The organism is Paenibacillus sp. FJAT-27812 (assembly GCF_001273905.1).
GTDB lineage: Bacteria > Bacillota > Bacilli > Paenibacillales > Paenibacillaceae > Pristimantibacillus.
This window is the reverse complement of record NZ_LIGH01000001.1, coordinates 3,745,586-3,768,036: the sequence shown is the minus strand read 5'-3', so window position 1 is coordinate 3,768,036 and position 22,451 is coordinate 3,745,586. Positions and strand designations below refer to the sequence as shown.

Sequence of the window (22,451 nt, the reverse complement as noted above, 5' to 3'; positions counted from 1 at the left end):
AAGCAGGCAGAGGAAATTTCCTCTGCCTGCTTTTTTTTTAGAACATCTTATTGCTGAGCATATTGCCTGATAAAAGCTAATATCGGCTCTGGCTGCTCCAAGCTATGCGGGTGATGGCCGACTCCCGGCTTCACGATCAGCTTAATCGTCCCGCCCAGCTGCCGATATTGCTGCTCGAACGGTAGCGCATTCTCCGCTATAGGCAGTGGAATATCCACATCCCCCGCAACGATGAGCACGGGAATGTTTGCAGTTGCAAGCTCTTCTACTCTATCGAGTGGAGAGCAGCCCGCAGTGGCAATTGACTCCTCTGTCCTATCATAAACGGACAAGCACTCCTCCCATTCTGCCTGCGCTCCAGGGCCTTCCCCTTTTCCGCCTGGCCAGCTTTGCATATCCAAGACAGGGGCATCCAAATACAGCAGCTTTACTTGCTCCGGATATTTAACAGCGTAGTTAAAAGCATATAGTCCGCCGCGGCTAAAGCCAAAGAGAACCGTTTTTGGAGTGAGCTCGAAGGTGCTTGTCACATAGCTTTGAAACGTCCGCATTCGCTCCACTGCACCAGGACAGCCATACATATTGCTTAACCTGTAATAAGCGATAGCCCAGCCCTGCTCCAGCAAAGCCATATCGGCATAAGCGAAGGCATCAAAAAACTCAGCGCGCCATATCCACGGCTTCCCGGCAGCAAACTGCTTTGGAAAAACAATGAGCCCTTCTCTTCCATCCAGCATAAAATCGACTCGCTCATAGCCCTTCCAAGACGAGGTTCTAATTCTACCCTCATTTTCCGGCAGTGCTGCAAGCTCTCGTATCTTACTTGCAAGAGCAGCGCCTTTCAGCAAAGCCAGCTCAATCGGAAGCGCATCGGCTTTACCCGGATTCGTATGGCCGATATGCTCCTTCCAAGCGGAGCTAAGCAAGCGATGCCGCTCTAGAACGACTGTGAATAGATCCGAGCTGCCCGGCTCCAGCACGTATTCCGGCGTTTGCTCAAGCGAAATATTAAACAGCACGCGGAGCAGGCTGCTTGCAATAAGCCAGTGCCCTTCTGCATTCGGATGAATGCCATCCCCTGTAACATGGCGCGGGTCCATCTCGCGCTTCTTCTCCCATAGATGAAGCATCTGATCATGAATCGGGACAAGCGCATCTGCGATTCCTTCCAAAGACATTATCCAGTCTGCATAGCGCTTCAACACATCCTCATACTGGGCAAAGGGCGCTGCATAGCTGTATGTAGATTGACCGAGTGGCATTAAGCTTCCGGCATCAAACGATTCCGCATCAAACGGAGGAGGCGTCATTAGAATAACTTTGGCTCCCGCTTGCTTAATCTTCCCAACAGCGCTTAGAATCCCTTGCTGATAGGCTTCAAATCTATCTTCGGAGAAGGGATAATAAATGCCGTCATTCATCCCATAGCAGACAACGACCCAGTCCGGCTTGACCTCCGATAGTGCCTTGTCGATTCTCTCATGCACGCAGGGGCGCGGAAAAGGATGGTCCGGTTCGCTAAGTCCGGATGCCGTCTCGCTGCTTACTCCTAAATTAACGAAAGTGATCTGATGATCCGGCAGATGCTGCAGGAAATAAGCATCCATAAAGGCAATAAACGTCCCCTCATCCGTTATGCTGTCTCCAAGAAATACGATTGTTTTCTCATAAGGAATGGCGGAATCCTTTCCGTACAACGGCTTCATGCTAGTATCCTCCCTGAATTTAGTTTGACTGCATATTGATGCATGGCGCCTGGCAGTCCTCGAAAGGCTAAATAACCATCGCTAATTAACGTCCACAGCCGGTATTCAATAAATGGATAGTCGATAAGCTGAGTACAACTCCCCCAGATTTCCCCTACAACAGCTCCGGCCTTCACGAAGCCGTCGTCCGTATCTTCCGTTAGCTTGCCAATCACGTCCATAAGCCGTTTATCAAGCTCATTTTCAGCTGCATGCTTTATTTGCCCATTCTCCCAAAGGCGAAGCTTGCTCTTTTGCTGCGCAAGCTCCAGCCACTCTGCTTCATAGCGCTGCCTATCGAATTCCGATAGCAGCTCCGCTTGCTCGAAGCACTCTACCATTTTCAAAAAAAGCTCCGGCTCCAGCAGCCCCAGTGCGTAGTAACGATTGCTGCCTTGCGCGTCTGCCAGGCTATTCCGATAAAAAAGTGAACCATTCATCATTCGAATCTCATTCTCTCGGCCTTTCAGCAAATGCATAACGAATCGCAGCCCGACCTGTTCATGAGCGTTATCCCCGCACCATATGACGATTGACTTTTGCCCTGCTATTGCGGCAATTCTCTCAATCATCCGCCCGATCTTATGCTCATGATTCATATGATGGTTAAATAAATAACCCGAAAACCGCTCGGAAAGCCAGCTTTCACGACTCCGCTGCCCCTCCGCCTTCACAAGCTCGTTGATCGGTCCGGTTGAGAAGCAATCATTAAACGCAAGCACCTCGTTTTCCATGCGTTTCCCAAGCTTGCTGAGCGTTACCTTCAAGGAACCGGCATCTGACAGGCTGAACATGATATGTACCGTACGCTTGCGCTGCTCGGCTTCAGCAGCCCGCTCCACATGCTTGCTGTACAAGTGCCTAACGGAATCTGCAAGAGCCTTATGCTCCCCGTCTCCCTGCTTTGTGGATGCCGTTGTCAGCTTTAGCAGGTCGTTCAGCAGAACTCTAACCTCTCCCTCGCTAAGTTCACTAAGCCTCTCAAAAGCATCCTCCACGATCAACTCTCCTTATAATTGGAATAAAATTGTCTCTATTATAGCTCTATCGCTTTTTGGTAGCAAAAAAACTGTCCAGCAAGATCATCGTGCTTATCGATCTTCTGAACAGCTTATCATGGTCTATTCCTGCTGCGAGGCAGCCGCTTCGGCGAGCCCTTGATCCGAAGGATCCTCCGTTTGCTCGCCAGCCTGAGCAGCGCCCAAGCTCTTAAACGCCCACCAACGGACCGCTATTACGGAGGCAGATGACTCCGTCTCGCCCTGCAGCTTCATGCCGATACGGAATGTGCCTTTCTCTGGATATACAATCGTTCCCAGCGACACATTCGGAATATCCGGCTCAAACTCCGTCCCTTTAAAAACATCGCTTTGGCCGTAGTATACCTTTTTCATCGTATTCGTGCCGCCACCTTGGATCGTCCGGTCTACCTCTTCCAAACCTACGACAACCGATACCTGGCCATCGCCCAAACCATGCGGAATCTCATCCGATACGTAGTTTTTCTTCCCTCGCGAGAAGAAGAAGCCGCCCGTTTTGCCGATAGATTCCAGCGCCACTTCCATCGTGCCGGTCGCAATCTCGTCATAGAGATGCTGCGGACGCGGAATGCCGAGCTTGAAATCAAATTCATTGCGCTCGGGATGATATTGCACGTCTAGCGACGGCTTCTCGTCATATTCCAAATCATGCGTCTCCGCGCTTGCATAAAACTTGTGCAGCGACGATGAACGTGTTGTTTGCGCAAGGCGCTGTAGGAGCGAGGTGCTCTCGATATATTCGTCAAAAGGAACGCGGTCAACCTTCTCAATCATGTACGTCGGTCCCATTTGGAGAAGGCTGATCTTCGCTAAGCAAATGCTCTGATCGGCTGCGCCCTCAACCGCTTGCTCCAAGGTACGCTCATGCCAATCCTTCAAGATCCGGTTCGCAACCGGCTCATCCAGCACATCGATGACATGCTTGGCATTCGTATCCAGCGGTATAACGGAATCGCCTATCGTCAGCTGCGCTGCGCGGTTCGGAACGGCAAGCTCCGCTTTGACGCCCGCCGTCTGCGGTGCCTTCACATGGAAGCTGACCGAGTATTCCGTCTCCTGCGCATCCCCCGGCTCTACAAAGGATACGTGGTTGCCATCATGCCCGACCGAAGTGAAGCCCGCTGCTTCATAGTCATAGGAGAACGCGATTCGAGGCGTTTGCAGCGTTTTCTCCACTACAAGCTTAATCTCGACTACTTCACCGACGTTTACGTATTTTGGCATCCGCTGCGTAATGCGAACATTCGCATCCTCATAGATCGTAGCCACATTTTCCAGCAGCCTGACGAATTCGAACGAGGAAGGAGCCGGCGCTTCTTCATTGATGAACAGACGGTAGGATTCCAATACACGGTTATATTCGCTTACCTCATCATTGCGAATAGCGGAGTTGCCGACCGAATGAATCGGCTCCTTCCCCTTCTCGTCATAAGCGATGCACAAATACACGTTCTTCTTATATTCATTGTTCGTGAAGCCTTCAATCATCGACAGCTTCAGCGTAACTGGAGACGGAATGACGAGCTCGCGCCCGATATAATCGATTGCTACGCCCATTTCGACCGAGATCGTTTTATCGTCTACCGCGACCACCTGCATGCCGGACAACACGCCGCTGCCATAGAGCAGCCGGTTCAACAGCCTTCTTTTATCGTTAAAATATTTTTGCTCCGACTCGAAATCGCGCACTGTCAGCAGCTTCCCGTAAAAATAACGATTTCTCTCAAATGGATACAGCCTCGATTTTTTCACCTGTACCGCTCCTTCGCGTTTTTATATTATTCCAGCTCTGAATCCATTTCTAAACGGGTATGGACATCCAAGCGCTTCTCCATGCCGATGTCCACGATCAGCGTATCGTTTGGCATCGTACTGTCTGGGTTAAGCTTGAGCAGCGATGGCTCGGTAAGCACTGTATTAATCCCTAGGTACGTGTGCAGATCCAAATACATCCAAGGCTGCAGCAGCACAAGCTTCGCTTCCGTAAAGGCAGGCTTCTGCTCGTCCAGCAGCTGTTCAATGACGACCCGCTGCTTCTCCGTTGGTGCCTGCTCCGGCCTTAGCAGCACCGTAAACGTATAAGGGTCGCCGCCGTACAGCTGGTCCGTCAAATGCCGCAGCTCGGCGTTGTCACGCATCGCCTTTGTCTGAAAATATTCAACGATGAGCGGCGTTATGCCGGTGTAGATCTCGATCGTTTTCATCAAGCCCTGCCGTGTGCCGCGGAATCGGTACAGCTCCGGCGCCGCCTGAATGAATGCTTGTACCTGTTTATCGGTCCAATAGTCATCGGTCTCCAGACCAACCCAGGTTGCAAGCCACCGCAAATGCTCGCCTGTTGCCCGTTCAGGATCGATGTACGCCGATAGGTCCTCGATTTCTTCCTCAATCCCGGAAAACAGAGTGCCGAATAATGATAAATAACGTTCAAGAAAATCACGGCTTGCCGGATCCTCTTGATAAACAGCAGGCAAGTAGGATAAGTAGGTGTCCCTTGGAAAATAAACCCGCATCGCTTCCAAAAGCGGCGTATATCGCTCCGAAGCGATCCATTCGATCTTCAGCCATAAGTAACGGCCTTTCGCGCCAAAAAACAACGCGTCCCTCGGATTAATAACCGGGGGCGACCAAAAACCCTCGAGCCCCTTCAGCTTATCGCGATAGGGGATCGTCGAATCAGCCAGCCAGTCGTCCACCTTGCGGTATCTTCCGTCGATGATGCAGCTGTCATCATTTTGGCTGAAATACGAGACATGAAGCTGCGTCCCGTCAGGAATAAACGTTTCGAGCGCCATTTTGTGCCAAACCGTCTCGGCCTCTGCGCTGTCGAACGCTTGCGATAGCCAGACACCTTCGGGTACGCCCGTTTCCTCCATCAACAAGGTTTGCGGCTGCAGGTTCAATATCGTAACCGTTCCGTCCTCGCCGTTTAATATGTACATGCGGTCCTTCTCATCGATCAGAAGCTGGTCCGCTTTGCCGCGAAAGCCCGTAATCCGTCCCATCAGCTCGCCAGCTGCATTTAATTGCAATATAAAACGGTCATCCTCGCTGACTTGGTCCATCTGCCGCGAATCGCCTACATAAAGCGTCCCGCCGCTATCGACGCACAAGCCGGCATATGGAAGCGAGGCTAGCTCGCGCCTTGCGAGCATCTGTCCGCTTGGTCCAAAGGCAAACAGCTTGGCGTATAACGTATCGAAAATATAAAGCTCGCCGGAAGGCGCAATCGTCATAAAATACGTTCGATTCAAATGCCTAAGCTTAGCCCGCACATGCTGGGTGAAGCTGGCATCGCTCCAGACGCGAGCGATTGCGCCGCCAAGCGTAAATTGTATAATGCCAAGCTTGGCTCCTGCCGCCACAGTAGGTTCATCCGCTCCGGCATCAAGCTCCAGCGGCGTTAGAACATACACATAACGTTTATCTGCCGCGATAGCAAGCGGCTGCAGCGCAATGCCGTCAGCCTCGTCGCCCATTCGCGACCAAAGCGTTTGTCCATTGCCTGTATGATAAGCCGCCACCGTTCTTTCGCTCGTGCGATCGGCGGCAAATAAAAGGTCGCCGGAGGCAGCAAGTCTAGCATGATTGCTGAACAGGCCATGCCCCTGCGTAAACAACCGTTTATGATCCGAATTGCGGCGATCATAAATCCACACATCCGCCCGCTCGTCCAGCAAATACAAATGCTCATGCTGAGAAACGGCAAGCTCCTTGACCGATGCCGTTCCTGCGAGCTCATTTAGCTGCAGCGTGCCGGCTATCCCATATTTATGGTCGCGGCGAACGCCGTAGCCCGCCAAATGATACTCCAGATTGTACCCGGTGCCGCGCAGCCAGTCCTGCTCGCGGCCAATCGAGAAAAAGTGGTTTTGTCCGTTCATGCTGTACCTCCTTTGCAGCCGATTTCCACGATGCTACAGATGCGTGCGACTTATGAGTTCAATTTCATGCTCGCCAGAGAAAACAAGTCCATGGGGCGGAAGATTTATGTCTCCGCCTGCGCTCTTTCTCACATGAGGGCCCTCTGCGTCGATCCACAAATCCTGCACATAAACAACGCCGCTTCCCATGCTGAGCGCATTATAAATATCGCCTTTATAGACGGAGCGGCCAAATGTCCAGCCCTTCGTCCCATGCTCGCCGTCAAGCGGCCTTAGGAGACGCTTAAGCTGCTCAACCAATCGTTGTCCCTCGTCGACGAATTGCGGCTCGACGACTACAACCGCATTCACTGTCACTTTAATATAGACCGGAGGAATGACATGAACCTCTGTCGTGACCAGCCTTCGCGTATCGATATGGCGCTTTACGGTCTGTAGAAAACCCGCACTAGGTACCGGTGTCTCGCTTATTCCGAAAGGCACGACAACGACTGAGATCTGGCCAGCAGCCGTTTCTCGCGGATAATCGGCTAGCCCCGGCGTAAATAGCGGAATGGCATGTACTCTAGCGACAGCCGCGCCGGGCGTTGCTTTGGCAATCGTTTCGTAATCCTCATTCGTTACCGCGCGAAACGTATGCTTTAGCTCGGCCTGTGCCCGCTGCAGCGTCCCCTGCAGCGTCTCCGCTTCAGCACCGCCTGCCGCAAACCCAGGATTGCTTACCCCGATTTGCAAAGCCTTCTGCGCTTCATTCACCCATTCCGAAATCAGATGCGGCTTCACATTGCCGCGATTGCCGCCTCCAAGCTCGCAAGCAATGAGCACGATGTTTGTGTCTAGGCTTGCTGGCGGAATAGCTCCCCGCTCGCCGTTGCCAAAGGAAATGAGCCGCTTGATAGGATCATACACAAAGTGGCGGTCGCCTGGCTTCGAGCGGTCAAATTCGTCTACTCGCGCCCAGTCCTCCCACTTCTGTGTGCCATCCTCCTCCGCCACGCCAATCTGCAATCCAAGCGCATCACGTTTTTTGCATGAAAGATTGTAAAGCTCGAACGTCTGGTTTGGCAGGCCGTTGCTTCTTCCTACTAACCGGTACAGATCAAATTTGGTTTCGCTCGCAATGACGCGAACGCTCCTTCCTGGAGGCGGGACCGCGCCCGCCCTGCCGTCTCCGAACGCAATCGTGACATGATCTAGCGAAGCATGCCTTGTGAGCGTATAGACCGGAAGCGGACGGTCCTCCTGCGGCATAGCATCAAGATCAGCCGACTCCTGCCAGTAATGCCATGCGCCCTCCGCATCTCTTACCTGCAACCGAATTTGTCCAAACACCGCTAAATAGGTATCGATATGTATCGCTTCATTCGGCTCCCCTTTAACAGTGAAATCGATGATTTCGCTTAACGTGTCTTTTTGCTCGGCCTCAACGGTATGCAGCATCAGCTGCCTGACCCGAGGCGGCATTTCGTAGCCGGACTCCTCAACCGTGCCGCAAATCCAATAGCGTGCATACTCGCTTGCAGGATGAACCGTAACGGTCCGCATTGGCGATTTGACGCGAAACGTTATTTTTCCGCTGATCGTAAGGTGAAGCGTCTCATCCTGAGTAATTTCGACAGGCAGCCAACCAGCTGTACCCGACGCTTCATCCCAGCAGTAAGCCTTCCATGAGAGGCGGGCAGAAGGCGAGATGACCGAACGATCGGTAATGTGCTTATGCTCGGCTTCCTCATGAATATCTTTGCCGGCATCCAAAAGCTTCACGTTGATCGTTACTTCCTCAAATAGCGCAAGCTCGCGGTCGAAGGAAAGATACAGCTTCGAGGCTGTCTTTGCGTCCTTGCCAAAAGCATAAAAGGCTACGTTCGCATGATCGTTCGTTGCCGTTACATCGTTCGCTTCCCGCTCCGTACGGGTTACGATCCGGTCCAGCGCAAGCGGAACGAGCGAGATAGAGGCATCCGTCTCGAACATTTGATCCTCTGCCATCAGCTTCGTTCCGCGAGGCAGCGTAACCGGCTCCGTAACGTTCGTGAAGCGAACGACTGCCTTAGCAGAAATGGCATCGGCAGGCGAAATGCCGAGCAGATCAAGAAATCTGCGCCTGTTTTTGTCGGGAACGCGGCCAATAAAGTAACGCTGCATCTCCGTCAGCCATGCGAACAGCTCAATAAACGTGATGCCCGGATCATGCGCATTCTCATCGGTCCACTCTGGAACGCGCTTCGGGATCAGCCTTCGCGATTGCTGGACAATTTCCGCATAGGTGCGGTCATCCAAAGGCAGCCTTGGCAGCATATGATCTCTCCTTCCTTAACTTGATTGGCAATATGTGCAGCGCCGCTCATTTTTATTTGACATCAGTTGGCGCCGGTATGGCAGTAATGGTATGAGTGCCATTTACGACAATGCCGTGAATGACCTCGTCCATCCGGGCCGGGTCCCATTCCGTCCGGTTGCCGTTCTCGATTTTGATCACATGAATATAGAGCCGTTCAATATATAAAAGCGAGCGGACAGCATGCAGCAGCGAGTGAAGCACTGACACATGCAGCGCTTCGCCAATATTCCATCCTTTTCCGTCCGTATTGCCGGATACTGAGTTCAGGAATGCGTTAAGCTTGGACGTGCACGCCATTTCCAGCGGCAGCAGCTCGTCTACCGAATCAGACGCAACCGTGGCATTCACCGATATTTCCAAATATGCCGGTTCGATCACTCGGATAGCGCCGCCCAAAGATACGAGATTTGAGGCAGATCGCATCAGCTCGCGCTCCACAGCCTTGCGGAGCTCAGGAAACTGCGCCGCATTCGCCATGCCGCCCGCCGGAAAAGCAACGACCGTCATCGATCCCGGAGAACGCTCAAGCAGCCCGTTTCGGTTGCTTAAACATTTTACCTTAGCAATTTGCGGGTATGCCTCTCTGGCAATCCACTCTACGTCCTTGGCGGTCACCGCCCGGCCGCGATGCTTAAGGCGCTGAGGTCCCCTCAAGAGCACCTGCTCGATTCGCTCTGCATCGCCACCGCCGATTGAAGGCGCCGGATTGCTGACGCCGCTTACGAAAGCAAACGGCAGCACCATGCCGGTAATTTGCCCGGCTTCCACATGCCCGCTTGCCCCTGCGGTCGTTTTAAAGCGAACGCGCACCGTCTCTGCCGTATCGGAGGAAGGCAGCTTGCCTCTCACGCCATCTCCGAATTGCAGCGTTCCGCCTGCTTGATCCGGCGAATAATGACGATCGACCGGACCGGACTCCGCAAGCGAGGCGACTGGCTGCCACCTCACCCAAAAACGCTGATCATTGCCGTCGCCATCCTTTTGAAGCGAGTAATAATCCGGTTGGGCGTCAGACAATGCGATGCGATCCATCGGCGTAACATGCTCCAGCTCATCAACCCACACCTCTTCCTCGATAAAAGCAGATGGAGCCAGCTGTACGAAACCATCTGATGGAATCGTGACCTCTTTCTCCTGGCTTACCTGCTGCCTTACGGACACCGCATTCAAATGCATGCTTGCAGCAACAGGATTGCTAGGGTAAGAGTCTCCGAGCACGCTATCGCGATTGACCGCGCGGATCCAATAGCGCTCGCGGCCAAACAAGCGAACCAAAGCCATCGACGGCGGGCCAACCCACTGAAGCTCCCCGCTTACCGTGAACGACTCCGTGCTGTCCACAACCTTCAAAGGCTGCCAAACATGGCGTCCAGCCTCCATGCAAAGCGCCTCCCATTCGACCCATGGCGGCTGATTGCGCGCCGTAAATCTTCGCGCCAGCTCCATATGCAGACGAATCGGGCCCTTTAACGGCGCGATATCAAACGATGCATACATCGTTGGAAAACGGGACGGAATCGGTTCAAACAACCGAAAGGATGGATTCCCTTGCTGGGCCGAGGACGTTCGGTCAAAATTATCGATATTGCTTCTTGTATACACATCCTCCGGCATAAATAACGTCTGAGAGGGATGCGCATAGGTGAGCACGGGCTGTGACAGCCACGGCGACATATATTCAACAACTGCCGCTATTATAGGGTCCGTCTGCAGCACCCGCGCCCGAATCCAATAATCGGATGCGCCATTTACGAAGGTTTGCGCCATATCCTCCGGACATTCAAACGTTAAGCTGAAGCTTCTTGCTTCTTGCTCCGGCAGCTCCGCAAACAAAGTTCCGAATTGCTCGCTGCCCGGCAGCCTTGCCCAGTTATTTCCGTCCCAATATTCCCATTGCACGCTGCGTATGTTAATGCGCGGAGGATCCTTCTCTTCAAAGTCCGAGGTGCGCATGACCATCTTCCACTTCACCTCAGGGTTCTGGGCCATCCGCAGCCTGCTCGGAATCGCCTTTGCCGTGAAGGTCAGCTTCATCTTGCTTTGGCGTTTGCTGAACGCTTCCTCGCATGATAAATAAAAAACGGAATAGGGAACAAAATGCTCCCCAAAAGGGTAAAAGCCATCCTTTAACAGCTCGGTATCGTTAAAATATAAAGCGCCTGGCTGAATGCCTTCAGCGTCGCCGGCCGAATCATGCGCGGCCCGCAGCCTAATTTTGTCCATTTCCAGATGCATCTTAAGAAGGGGCGAAGCCTCGCCTTGCAGCTGCTTTACCGTACAGCGGATCCAGCGGCCAACAATTCCCTCATGCTCCGTTAGCTCGAGCTTTCCTGCTTGCTTTTTATGTAGAACAACCATATTTCCCGCTGCTGTCGCCTCATCAAATTTCACCCATTCGCCTTTGCAAGGGTACGTCCATTCCACCCACTGCGATGCTAGCGATGCCGCAAGCTCCGGCTCTGAATAACGTTTTTCGGCATGGTGGACGTGAAGATAAAACCGGCTTGGCCGGTCCACCAGAAAGAGATCATCATGTCGGATAAACAGCGTATGCTCCTGCTCATTTGCCTTAGAGCTCGTATCGAACAGGCTGACAGACTCTGCGAGCCCGCCCTTTAGCCGATCGCCATATTCCAAGGCAGCCGTAGCGATGTGATCCCGTTCAGGATGCACGTTGATCCATTCCATCAGCTTAGCCGGCGTGGCAACAAGCACCTTCTCTGTCTCAAAAACGAGCGGCTCGCCGCCCTCGGGATGAGGGGCAGTCAGTGCGATTCCCTTCGGCAAATAGACCGGACCGGCCGTTCCTTCACTGAGCTGGAACACAACGGAAGCGCGGGCTGGACGCGGCGGCTGCAGCTTAACCTCTATGAGATCAAGAAAAGCGAGAAAATGATTAAGCGGCGCCTGATTGAGCCGCTGAACCGTTTCCTCCAGCATCTCCGCGGTCAAATAGGCGAGTCCCGTCCCCGCATCCGGCTCCTCCTGCGAGAAGCGCCATTCCGGTGTATAATGAGGAGCCATTTCCTTCAGCTGAGCCATAAAGGAGCTTAATGTATGTTGGTTAATTTTCGGCGGACGGTTGTCACCGCCATTTCTTCCCCCGTGCTTCATCACGTTGTTCGCTCCCGTTATTTCGTTCCTTCCTCCAAGTAGAAAGGAAAGACCTGATTAAATAAATTGTTGGTTGACCGCACCGCGTATGAAACGCTCATAAGCACGCGGCCGTTATTTTGACGATCGGGCTTAACCTCCACCTCTACGTCCTTCACTCTAGGCTCCCAGATGCGAATCGCTTCCTGGACATCGCTGGCAATAAGCCGAAGCGAAGTCTCATCCGTTGTGCCAAACACAAAATCCCGCAAGCCGCAGCCAAAGTCGGGACGCATCAAGCGCTCGCCCTTCGACGTGCGGATGATGATTCGGATCGCTTCCTCAATATCCTCTTCACCCTCCGCCATCCGAATGCGGCCGGTCGTAGCGTCCACTTGAACGGGAAATTTCCAGCCCTTCCCCAAAAATGAAGCCGACATATGCTGCAGCCCCTTTCCGCTGTTAATTGATCTTGACCATCGCGCCCTTCAGCGACAAAATGCCGGTCGCCTTTACTTCGAGCATGCCGTTCGATTGGAGCGTCAACGCCGCATCGGCCTCTACCTTCACCTGCGTGCCTTTAACGGTAACGGATTTGGTGCCCGTAACCTTGACATCGCCCTGCGCGTTCATTTCAATCGTAGAGGCCGTCCCGCATTTGATCGTGACCTTCTTTCCTGTCTCGTCCAGCTTGATCGATTGCTGCTTATCCTGCGTCTCGACGGTAACCGTCTTTTCCTTGTCGGCAAACGTGATATGGTGGCCCTTTGACGTTTTGATCGTAACCGTGCCCGCACTGCTTGTATCGTCAAACGTAATTTCATGCCCGGTCTTTGTTTTGATTTTGCGAATGTCGTTTTTATCGTTTGGCGCCGGCGGCTTCTGCTTCTTGCTCCAAAGTGATCCAATAACGATCGGCTGATCCAGCCGTCCCATTAAGAAGGCGACAAGCACCTCATCATTCACCTCAGGCAAAAAGAGCGAGCCCATATCGTTGCCGCCCATCAAGGTAGCTACGCGAACCCAATCGGTTTGCAGCTCCCCTTCGCGCAGCGGAAACTTCACCTTAACTCGGCCAAGCTTATCAGGGTCTTTGTTGTCGGTAACGACGGCATTCCACACACCGGATAGCTGCTCGGATTGCATGGAGCGCTGATGCTGGTCAAAAAAACCGGGATACATCGTGCTCATATCGCATTCCCCTCCGTCTCAAAATAAATCATGTAGCCATCCGTAGCGTCAATTCGATGCGTAACCTTCGTTAATCGCAGCAGCTGGTCCAGCTTCTCGCTGCCTAGACCTTCAATTTTGATCAGCTCGCCTGGCTTTAGCTCTGGAAAACCTATCGAAGTTCCGCTGCCCGCAACGAGCTCGCGCGATATCCGGTCGAGCATCGCTTTCGCGAGCGCTTGCGCTTCATCCTTGGAGGCGGCCTGCGTGTACACGACCTCCATTTTTTGGTTCGAAAGCATGCTGGCTACGCTTGGGCCGCTCTTCGCATTTCCTCCGATAATCGTGACGGAGCTGGCAACCGATTCTATCGCTTCCATCTTGTCAACATCGTAGCCCCGCACCGTGACCTTGGAGGTTTGGCTTGAAGCATCGACGGTCAGCGTAAACGAAACGAGGTTTTTCCCGTACTTGAGCGTAATAAGCGGCGTACCGGACGTTTTAGGTTTTTTGAAAATAAGCTTGGATGCTTCCACGTAAAAATGCCTGTCATTATCCATAGCGAGCGAGCGGATAAAATGATAGTCGCTCACGCCGATTTGCTCGATCGTATTTTTTGTGACCGTGGTATCGTCCAGATCGGCGGTTAAGCCGTAATTGCCGGCGATTTGCCGAACGACGTCGCTGTCCTTCATTTTGTTCCACACCTTGGAATGCGCCGTCTTCATCATAAGAAAGGAGCGGTCCATAGCCGTCACGACGATGCTGGGACTGCCATTCGACGGAAAATCGACGGTGTAGCCGGTAATAATGCCATCAAACACCTGTGATTTTTTGTCGGCGTAACCAAGCTTGATTTGCAGCTTCTTGCCAACCGCAATCGTCGAGCCGACCCATTGCATGCGGGATTCGCTCCAAATGTAGCCGTTCGAGATCGAAAATCTTGCTATATCGGCCTGCGCGTCCGTTGTTTGCTCAACATCGACCCATTCAACGGCCATATTCGAAAGCCTCGCCAATTGGCCTTCTATTAAAATATCAGCTTCAGGCGCGCTAAAGTCGCCATATTTGGATTCCAAACTTTCAAAGGAGTTTCCAGCCACAATCGTCACTCCAATCTCGGAATCGTCAGATTTCTGCCTGACAGCAGCATGCGCGGATTATCGATGCCGTTCGCTTCCGCGATATGCCGCCATGCGCCAGGGTCTTCATATTCCTCGGCCGCAATCGACCAGAGCTGATCGCCCTGCTTAACGGTCTTCTGCTTCGTGCGATCGGCGGATTGCCGCGGAATCGCTTGATATTGCTCCTTCATCGTTTGCGAGCTCAGCATGACGACCGTTAAAGATGCCCTAACAGGTACGCCAGTTTCCAAAAACATCGTATATCTTTGCGAGATGCTCGTAATGACGCCTTTAAAATCAAGCGAGCCCCAAATGAACTTACAGGTTGGCGGCGTATGCAAGTCCGAATCGACGTCGAGAATGCCTACGATTTTGGAGGTATGCGTACGAACGTCTATCCCCGCTTCGTAGGTATCAAAAAATAAATTAAGCGTCAAAGTCGTCCGGTCGCCGCTCGTGAATTGCGAAAGCGGGGTTTGCAAACCCGCAATCTCCTTCTCCGCGTACTGATTGCCGGAATCCATCTCATACTCCGTCGGATTAAAGAGTACGTCTACCTTCTCGGTCTCTTTGGCACGAAAAATCCAAAATTGAGCTTTGCTTAATGCCATTCGCCGTTCCCTCCTATCCGGTCATTCTAGAAGCCGCGTCTGCGCTGCTCCAGCTTCATCTTTCTCTCCAGTGCCTTATATACTTGATCCGCAATCGCTTCGGGACGAAGCTGCGGCATTTTCATAATCATTTTTTGCAGCTTCTCAGGGTCCAGCTCGCGCGGCGCGTCTACCTTCACCTGACGCTGCGGCTCCTGTACCGCCGCTTGCTTCGGCTTGTGGTGCGCAAGCGTCGGCATCGAGCCACGTTCAGCAAGTGGCGACGGGCTTGTCCCCTGGACGCTTGCGATCAGTGAATCCGCTGCTCTTTGATTGCCGGCGGTCACCGCATAGCTGAGCCTAGCTTGCTCATTGCCTGTGCTTATTGCTTGCGCCTGATTAAATCGCTCGTTGCGGGCTTGCACAACCGTCGTTAAGTTAGCCGGCGCTTCATAACCTATATTTGCGTTGCTGGCAATACCGGTTCGGCCTGCATGCCGCTGCACGGTTTGCAGCAATTGTGTTCCAGCCGCTGAGACTTTCCCTTGGAAGGGAGCAGCAGCATGCTGACGCTGGCTGCTGCTCACCGCTCTAGCCGCAGTTAATGCTGGGCTGATCCTACCGCTAATGCTGCGTTGAATGACCCGGCTTTGCGCCGCCGAAGGATGGCTGACTGGTGCTGAGGAGCCGGACATGGCAGAAGCTGCTCCGCTTGCTTGCCTACTCGCGGATGGCTCTGCCGTGCTTGCTGCTGTGTGCGTAGTTCCCCTCATCACTCGCTGGTTTAAGGAGACGTCGAGCTGAGCAAAATGATTCGCCGTTCGTACCGCATTCCCTCTTACCGTCTGATTCGTTCTGTTCGCTGCTTGTTGTGCCGAGCCTAGCCCAAGTTGATTTGCTCTAGCTGTAGCTTGCTGCGCTTTGTCCTTCGCTAACTGATTCGTTCTCACCGTCGCACGTTGTGTTAAGCCCATCGTTGGCTGACTCACTCTATCTGCTTTGCGTGGGGTTAAGCCCTCCACTGTCTGGTTCGCTCTATCCTCCGAGCGTTGCGTTAAACCCTTAGCTGTCTGGTTCGCTTTATCCGCCGAGCGTTGTGTTAAGTCCTTCGTTGATTGGTTCGCTCTACCCGCCGCACGTTGTGTTAAGTCCTTCGTTGATTGGTTCGCTTTATCCGCCGAGCGTTGTGTTAAGTCCTTCGTTGATTGGTTCGCTCTATCCGCCGAGCGTTGTGTTAAGTCCTTCGTTGATTGGTTCGCTCTACCCGCCGCACGTTGTGCTAAGTCCTTCGTTGACTGATTCACGTTAACCGTCGAGCGTTGTAATAAACCCTTCGCTGACTGTCTCACTCTATCCACTAAGCGTTGTTCCGAGCCCGTGTCCGCTTGGCTCATTCTAACTGTTGCTCGCTGCACGAAGCCTGGATCTGTCTTGCTTGACACAACTGTCGCACGCCGTGCTGAGCCTGCATTCGCTTGAACCGCTCTAACCGTTAATTGCTTTGTTAACCCTGTCTCCGGCTGTTCCGATTTAAACGCAGCTTGAGTTGCTGATCCAGACTCCGGCTGATTCGTTCTAACAGCTGCCCGCTGTACGAAGTCAGCCTCCTGCCGATTCGCTCCGACCAAACCACTTGCAGGAAACTCTCCGGCAAAATATCGATTAGTCCGGCTTGCTGCTTGATGTGCTGCATGCAAGGATTTTTCGGCTTGCGCTTTTGGCGTTTGCGCAGCACGCTCCGAAGCCGCTGCGCCGCTATTTGCTCGTGCTCCGCCATGCGTGTGCGATAGATCCGCATTGGCGCGCACTCCCTTTGCTTGATTGCTCGTTGCTCTTGCGACTAGCTGCCCGCGAGTTACAAGCAATTGCATCTCTGCTGGCAATGACGATACTGGCCCGCTAGTCTTAGCGGAAGTGGGCTTTTTCAGCTCGTTTACTCCGCTTGCTTCGTTAGCATGTGCCGCTAACGGTTTAATCTCGTTATCATTTGGGCTTGCTCCCAATATAGGAGAAGCTTTAGTCTGTCTATGTACAATCGCCCTGCGGCTGCGCGATGAAGGAAAAGAAGCTTGGTCACCTTTTCGATCATCAGTAAAAGGTTGGCCCGCTTGCCATTCGCGCTCGAATGCGCCTTCCGCTGCATTTTTGCCGACTCTGTTTAATCCTTCACCCGTGTTCTGACCGGATTGTTTCCGGCTGGATTGTGTAGGATTAGACCGCTTCTGATCATATCGCCGCAGCACCATTTGCATCAGCCTAGGTGAAATCATCCGCTCTCTGATTGCAGCAACTTTCAATTGTGCCGTCGGTGATATATTCACTGCGACGCTGCGCTTCAACGAGCCGGCTTGATGGGGCGTCTGAATCAAACCTTTTGCAGTTGAAGCTTCCTCGGCGCTTATCTCATTTAGTTGCTTGCGGCCATCGATTTGTGTTGGCTTTGTTCCGTTATCAGCCGCCAACTTGCGATTTGGCGGGACTACTGGCTTAGCCATGCTGCTAGTTATTGGGTTTGCGGCAACGCTGTTGTCCGCCTCATGCTGCGTTTGATCCGCTTGCTTATGGTGCGATCGGTGGATAAGGCGCTTTGCGTTAATTGCAAAACGGCTTTTTCCATCGCTTGGTTCTTTATGCCATGCTATTTGTTGCGGCTCGCGCTGCAGCCTTAGCGTAAGCAGCCGATTCCGGTTGTAATCGAATGTAGAAGTAGCTGTTACCTTCAAACCAAGCTGGCGCTGCTCATTCCATAGATTGACCGTTTTTTTCTTTAATCCGGATGTGATCGCTTGAATAGCAGCATCATTTACCTTTATATCTGCTAACGCCGATGATTCCGCCTGCTCGGCTGAATGTTTTCCTTCCGCGCGATGCTCTAGCCGTCGCGGCTTATTACCGTTTGCGCCTTGCGCCGAATACGCAGATGACGAAGATGCTCCTTCATCCTTCGGTTCCTCATGATCGCGCAACGTTCGTGCCAAAGCATCGGATCGCTTCACCGTCTCCCGCTGCTCCTTGCCCAGGGCAGCCGTCCGCTTCTCAGCTTCCTCCTGCTCCACTCTCACAGCATCGGATCGCTTTGCCGCCTCCCGCTGCTCCTTGCCCAGGGCAGCCGTCCGCTTCCCAGCTTCCTCCTGCTCCACTCTCACAGCATCGGATCGCTTCGCCGTCTCCCGCTGCTCCTTGCCCAGGGCAGCCGTCCGCTTCCCAGCTTCCTCCTGCCATGCAGCATCAGCTTGCTCCTTCATCTTCGCTAATGCCCTGCTAACCTTCCCGTCCTGCTCGGTTTGCTGCTCCTGCACCTTATCTCCTCTTCGAGCATTCGTGAGCTGCAACGCCGAGTAACGATTTGCGCGGCCCTTCTCAATAGAGGTGAGATGCGCGCGCTCCTTCGCAAGCGGTTTAATTAACATGTCCAGCTTGCTAACAGATTGAATTACGATATTAGGATGAAGCTTTGCTTTTGCTAGCAACCATTTATAGGAATCCGCCTGCTGCTCTGCCTTCAATGCTTGAATAGGCGCCAGCGATGACTGCGGTATCGTTCTTTCGGATCGGGTACGCTTTGAAATTTCCTTAACGGCAGCCGTTTCTCTTTTCTGCTCTAATAGCCTTTGTTGCACAGTTTCTTGGTTGCCCTGCTCGCCCGCAGGCTGCATAATGGCTATTTCCCTTACCGTTCGCTGTTCTTTAACCACATGCGTGATATCTCTAAATACGATCGTTTCTCGTTCTACCGTTACTCTCTCGCGCTCGATTATTCGTTCTATTTTGCGCTCGGGGCTCGGCACTGCCTTCTTGCTGTTATTCACCTTTGAAGCGTCCGCCTTAGGCGCCACCACTTGAACTTGCAGCGTTTGCTGGATGACATTCGGCTGGCTCCGCATCACATGAGACATCGCTAATCGACCGAAGTTATTCCGCCCAGCTCCCGTTTTATATTTATTTAAGATGCCTCCGGCAAACGGCTGAACCGACGTTGATGGCTTTGCTGCTGCTTTGCTCGTTCGGTCCAAAATACGTTTCATACGGATGCATCCTCCCATTCCTGCTCAAAAATGCTATTTAAACTACATCGCTCATCTAATTAGGCTTGAAAATCGCCATATAAACCGCTGTGGATAATTTCAATCGTTTCAACTGCTATATCACTCGTACTTGCATTAAGATGGGGTCCCGTCCACTTGACCGGATAAGCGTCAAAAAAGCTCCACCGCCCAAACTCGGTACCGTCCGCGGATTGCAGTACAATCGCGCCCGTCTTGCGTTCAATGGTTCCGTCGATCGTGCTTTCGTACCAGCTCCAAAGCGCTGGCGATTTCGTCATTCCCTTGCGCAGCACCAAATTCGGAAAACGTACGCCTTTGGGCAGCTTATGTACGTAACCATTTACGCCGCCTTCCCGGTATTCCTCGATCTCTGTCTCCGCCTCAAGGCCCGACACTTCCGAGAAGCCTGCAACAAAGATGTCGTCTAGCTCCACCCAGAACTTAAACGTTGTCGCTACATCGTGAAAACGACCTTGCTCTTGCCCCTTCATGACTGCCACCGTGCCATGTCACCTCTTCCCAAATACGTCAAAAATGTTTTTCTTGCCGCTGCCGCTATCTGTTTCGTCGTTCATTTTGCGATTGATTCTGGAAATTTCATCGCACCAACGGCGGCGCTCGGCATGCTCCATGTTCATGATGTCATCATGCGACCAATGAAAATAATATGCGACGAAGCCTACCTCCTCGTACAGCCGGTCAACCGGATAACCTAAGAGAGAGCTTCCGTTAAGGACAAAAAATCGACGGCCACCTCGAACTCATGGTCGCATTTTGGACATGCGGTCAGCACTTTAGGCGCTTCCAAGTCATTGATTTGACGATATAAATTTTGCAGGTAAGCGAGGTCAGCCGTGAAGAGCTTCTCGATTAGCTTCGTGTCGATATGCCGAACATCCCCAAGCCTTGTAACGACCCTTGCCATCAAAATCACGGTCAAATAGCTTGGATTAGACTGCACGCGCGGGTCCTTCATCGGCAAAATTTCATCAGCTGCGGTTGCGAGCCTCATCACGCCGCGGCGATGCAGATTGCCTTGATCGTCGACGTAGCCGCGCGGTAATTCAAATTCGTATTCCGTTTGAAACGCCATCGAGCCATCACTCCAATGCACAGATTTATCTTTCATGTTAAAAAGCGGAAAACAAGAGAGGAGCGTGCGGCTATCCGCCCGCTGCCATCCCTTGTTCGCCATAAACCAGCTCTAGTTACTCGTGCCTACGCCGTACGCGTCAAGCCTTCATGCGCGAATTCGACGAGCTCAAGCGCTACTTCATTGCCGGTACCGTTGAAGGTAGGCGCGGTATATTTAACCGGCCAAGCCTCGATAACCTGCCATGTCGCAACATCTTCGCCTTCTTCATCCAGCGCGATAATCGTAATCGTTTTACGCTCAATGGTGCCCTCAGCGCATTCCTGAAGCCATTCATAAAGCTCCATCGATTCGGTCGTGCCCCATTTAAGCGAAATGTTACCGTACTTAATCAAGCCTGGAAGCTTGCGGGGCGTAATCACTTCGTTGCCCTCGCGGTATTCGACAACATCAAACGTTGCCTCGAAACCGGAAACCTCGCTAAAGCCTGCTTGCTCAAGACCTTCAACTTCTACACGAAATCTAAAATTGCGATATGGATCAATACGATCACCTGGCATGTGGATCCCCTTCCGTTATTCGATATGGAAGCTAATTATTATTCCGAGCCTGTTTTTTGAGTAATGCGGAACACGACGAATTCAGCAGGCTTCACCGGCGCTACGCCGATTACGCAAATCAATCGTCCATTGTCGATGTCGTCCTGCGTCATCGTCGAGCGGCCGATCTCGATATAAAAGGCTTCAGACGGGCTAGTGCCCGACAGAGCGCCATCACGCCATACGCGGGTCAGGAATGCATCGATCGTCCGCTGCACGCGAGCCCATAGCTGCTCGGTGTTCGGTTCGAATACGACCCAGCTTGAGCCGTTCTTGATTGAGCCTTCGATGAAAATAAACAAACGGCGCACGTTGATATATTTCCAAAGCGAATTGGATGAGCAAGTGCGAGCGCCCCATACGCGGATACCTTGACCGGTAAATGCGCGGATCAGGTTAACGCCGGCAGGGTTAAGGATGTCTTGCTCGCCATTGTTGTATTGCACGTCTAGTCCAACTACGCCGCGAAGCGTTTCGTTGGCAGGCGCTTTCTGCACGCCGCGCGTCGTGTCCGAACGGGAGTATACCCCAGCAATCGTACCGGACGGCGGTACAAAGATATTGCGTTTATCGAGCGGATCAAACACTTGCAGCCATGGATTGTACAAAGCGCAATAGCTTGAATCGAATAGCTCGCGGTGAGCGAGCACATCCTGCACCTTCGTCGCTTCGCGAGGAAGATCGAGAATGGCAAAGCGGCTGCCCAAAATTTCGCAATGCGCAACCAGCGACAATTGTACGTTCGGGTCAGTTACGCCCGGAATCGCCATAATGCTGACAACATCGTTATCGATAAACGATTGAATGCCCGTTCTTTTGCCAGGGCCAAAGTCTTCGCCGATAAAATCAGCAGCCGATAGGCTTGCAGCCGTACCGTCACTACCGCCCGACAGCAAAATTTCAAACGAAGCCGTCTCGGCGCCGGCTATTTGCTCAAGTGGAGCAACGTTGCTGTCTTCTGCCTTAAGCACCTGTACGTTGACGATGTTTGAGCGAGCAATAAGCTTCTCTACATAGTTTGGAGCTTCAGGGTTAAGCGAAGCCTTCTCGAATGCCTCCGTCTCCGATCCGTAAAGAACGTTGACCGTGAACTCCGAAGTGCTAAGCACTTTAGCAGGAACAAGCGCTGTATCCACAACGTCTCCGCTAAGCGCTTCTGCCAGCTCAATCACTTGATCATGGACGGATACGACGCGGTTGTATTGCTTTTCTGTTCCGTCAGTAAAGACGACTACATCGCCCGCATAGAAGCCGGAAGCATTCTTCACGCGGTAACGATTGCCTTCGCCCGCTTCAAAAATCGGTGTTTTTGCTTTGCTTGCAGGAGCGATTACTACGCGAATCTGGTTGCCCCAAGCGCCTGGATTTTTAGCGGAAATAGAGAGAACCGCTTCCTTCTGAGCTTCATTGGAGGCTGTTTTTGCATCCGATGGCGCTACCCGGGTAATGTAGCAGCGGGAGCCCCCATTCGTGAAAAACTGGTTAACCGCGTAAGCAAGATAACGGTATGAGCCGAAAGCATTCTCAGATAAATAGGAACCGTATACGCGTCCAAAATCAGCAGGACTTGTAATAAGCTGCGGCAAGCCTTCGACTGGACCGCGAGCAGCAAGACCGATAAAGCCCGCTGTGCTTGTACTAACCCCTTCGAGCGGTTTGGCGCCGCTTTCGAATTCCTCCACATAGACGCCTGGCGATAAATACTCAGCCATGTGTGATCTCCTCT

Annotated in this window: 16 protein-coding genes; all 16 read right to left on the bottom strand. The window is 52.6% G+C overall.

Annotated features, from left to right (window positions below; genetic code table 11):
• Nucleotides 1–47: 47 nt before the first annotated feature.
• Nucleotides 48–1,706, bottom strand: a complete 1,659-nt coding sequence (locus ADU23_RS32170; RefSeq protein ID WP_082311113.1) for a DUF459 domain-containing protein — start codon at nt 1,704–1,706, stop codon at nt 48–50.
• Nucleotides 1,703–2,743, bottom strand: a complete 1,041-nt coding sequence (locus ADU23_RS15905; RefSeq protein WP_053374624.1) for a DUF1835 domain-containing protein — start codon at nt 2,741–2,743, stop codon at nt 1,703–1,705. The genes ADU23_RS32170 and ADU23_RS15905 overlap by 4 nt, the downstream gene beginning before the upstream one ends.
• A gap of 123 nt (nt 2,744–2,866) precedes the next feature.
• A complete protein-coding gene (locus tag ADU23_RS15900; protein ID WP_053374623.1) occupies nt 2,867–4,537 on the bottom strand; it encodes a hypothetical protein in 1,671 nt (556 codons plus the stop codon).
• A 26-nt stretch (nt 4,538–4,563) separates the two neighbouring features.
• On the bottom strand, nt 4,564–6,669 hold the full coding sequence (locus ADU23_RS15895; protein ID WP_053374622.1) for a phage tail protein: 2,106 nt from the start codon (nt 6,667–6,669) through the stop codon (nt 4,564–4,566).
• A 33-nt stretch (nt 6,670–6,702) separates the two neighbouring features.
• The gene (locus tag ADU23_RS15890; protein WP_053374621.1) at nt 6,703–8,967 is read right to left on the bottom strand and encodes a putative baseplate assembly protein; all 2,265 of its coding nucleotides are present in this window, start codon (nt 8,965–8,967) and stop codon (nt 6,703–6,705) included.
• Between the two features lie 52 nt (nt 8,968–9,019).
• A complete protein-coding gene (locus ADU23_RS15885) occupies nt 9,020–12,124 on the bottom strand; it encodes a baseplate J/gp47 family protein (protein ID WP_053374620.1) in 3,105 nt (1,034 codons plus the stop codon).
• 17 nt (nt 12,125–12,141) lie between these two features.
• Complete coding sequence (locus tag ADU23_RS15880) at nt 12,142–12,543, bottom strand: GPW/gp25 family protein (RefSeq protein WP_053374619.1); 402 nt, start codon at nt 12,541–12,543, stop codon at nt 12,142–12,144.
• A gap of 22 nt (nt 12,544–12,565) precedes the next feature.
• Complete coding sequence (locus tag ADU23_RS15875) at nt 12,566–13,294, bottom strand: phage baseplate assembly protein V (RefSeq protein WP_053374618.1); 729 nt, start codon at nt 13,292–13,294, stop codon at nt 12,566–12,568.
• Nucleotides 13,291–14,376 (bottom strand): phage late control D family protein, encoded by a 1,086-nt coding sequence (locus ADU23_RS15870; RefSeq protein ID WP_053374617.1) that lies wholly within the window; start codon nt 14,374–14,376, stop codon nt 13,291–13,293. Before ADU23_RS15870 ends, ADU23_RS15875 begins: the two co-directional genes overlap by 4 nt.
• Before the next feature lie 5 nt (nt 14,377–14,381).
• Nucleotides 14,382–15,008: a CIS tube protein gene (locus ADU23_RS15865; protein WP_053374616.1), complete on the bottom strand. Its 627-nt coding sequence runs from the start codon at nt 15,006–15,008 to the stop codon at nt 14,382–14,384.
• 26 nt (nt 15,009–15,034) lie between these two features.
• A complete protein-coding gene (locus tag ADU23_RS15860; RefSeq protein ID WP_053374615.1) occupies nt 15,035–19,012 on the bottom strand; it encodes a hypothetical protein in 3,978 nt (1,325 codons plus the stop codon).
• 59 nt (nt 19,013–19,071) lie between these two features.
• On the bottom strand, nt 19,072–19,524 hold the full coding sequence (locus tag ADU23_RS15855; protein WP_053377659.1) for a phage tail protein: 453 nt from the start codon (nt 19,522–19,524) through the stop codon (nt 19,072–19,074).
• Nucleotides 19,525–19,542: 18 nt separating this feature from the next.
• A complete protein-coding gene (locus ADU23_RS33950; RefSeq protein WP_053374614.1) occupies nt 19,543–19,728 on the bottom strand; it encodes a DUF6760 family protein in 186 nt (61 codons plus the stop codon).
• A 17-nt stretch (nt 19,729–19,745) separates the two neighbouring features.
• The gene (locus ADU23_RS15845) at nt 19,746–20,126 is read right to left on the bottom strand and encodes a hypothetical protein (RefSeq protein ID WP_053377658.1); all 381 of its coding nucleotides are present in this window, start codon (nt 20,124–20,126) and stop codon (nt 19,746–19,748) included.
• 125 nt (nt 20,127–20,251) lie between these two features.
• Nucleotides 20,252–20,686 (bottom strand): phage tail protein, encoded by a 435-nt coding sequence (locus tag ADU23_RS15840; protein ID WP_053374613.1) that lies wholly within the window; start codon nt 20,684–20,686, stop codon nt 20,252–20,254.
• A 38-nt stretch (nt 20,687–20,724) separates the two neighbouring features.
• On the bottom strand, nt 20,725–22,437 hold the full coding sequence (locus ADU23_RS15835) for a phage tail sheath family protein (protein WP_053374612.1): 1,713 nt from the start codon (nt 22,435–22,437) through the stop codon (nt 20,725–20,727).
• Between the last annotated feature and the right edge of the window lie 14 nt (nt 22,438–22,451).

What these genes read in the sequence shown, in the direction of transcription:
- ADU23_RS32170 (WP_082311113.1), bottom strand. Translation starts at nt 1,706, where the DNA reads ATGAAGCCGTTGTACGGAAAGGATTCCGCCATTCCTTATGAGAAAACA.
- ADU23_RS15895 (WP_053374622.1), bottom strand. Translation starts at nt 6,669, where the DNA reads ATGAACGGACAAAACCACTTTTTCTCGATTGGCCGCGAGCAGGACTGG.
- ADU23_RS15890 (WP_053374621.1), bottom strand. Translation starts at nt 8,967, where the DNA reads ATGCTGCCAAGGCTGCCTTTGGATGACCGCACCTATGCGGAAATTGTC.
- ADU23_RS15885 (WP_053374620.1), bottom strand. Translation starts at nt 12,124, where the DNA reads ATGAAGCACGGGGGAAGAAATGGCGGTGACAACCGTCCGCCGAAAATT.
- ADU23_RS15880 (WP_053374619.1), bottom strand. Translation starts at nt 12,543, where the DNA reads ATGTCGGCTTCATTTTTGGGGAAGGGCTGGAAATTTCCCGTTCAAGTG.
- ADU23_RS15875 (WP_053374618.1), bottom strand. Translation starts at nt 13,294, where the DNA reads ATGAGCACGATGTATCCCGGTTTTTTTGACCAGCATCAGCGCTCCATG.
- ADU23_RS15865 (WP_053374616.1), bottom strand. Translation starts at nt 15,008, where the DNA reads ATGGCATTAAGCAAAGCTCAATTTTGGATTTTTCGTGCCAAAGAGACC.
- ADU23_RS15860 (WP_053374615.1), bottom strand. Translation starts at nt 19,012, where the DNA reads ATGAAACGTATTTTGGACCGAACGAGCAAAGCAGCAGCAAAGCCATCA.
- ADU23_RS15855 (WP_053377659.1), bottom strand. Translation starts at nt 19,524, where the DNA reads ATGAAGGGGCAAGAGCAAGGTCGTTTTCACGATGTAGCGACAACGTTT.
- ADU23_RS15845 (WP_053377658.1), bottom strand. Translation starts at nt 20,126, where the DNA reads ATGGCGTTTCAAACGGAATACGAATTTGAATTACCGCGCGGCTACGTC.
- ADU23_RS15840 (WP_053374613.1), bottom strand. Translation starts at nt 20,686, where the DNA reads ATGCCAGGTGATCGTATTGATCCATATCGCAATTTTAGATTTCGTGTA.
- ADU23_RS15835 (WP_053374612.1), bottom strand. Translation starts at nt 22,437, where the DNA reads ATGGCTGAGTATTTATCGCCAGGCGTCTATGTGGAGGAATTCGAAAGC.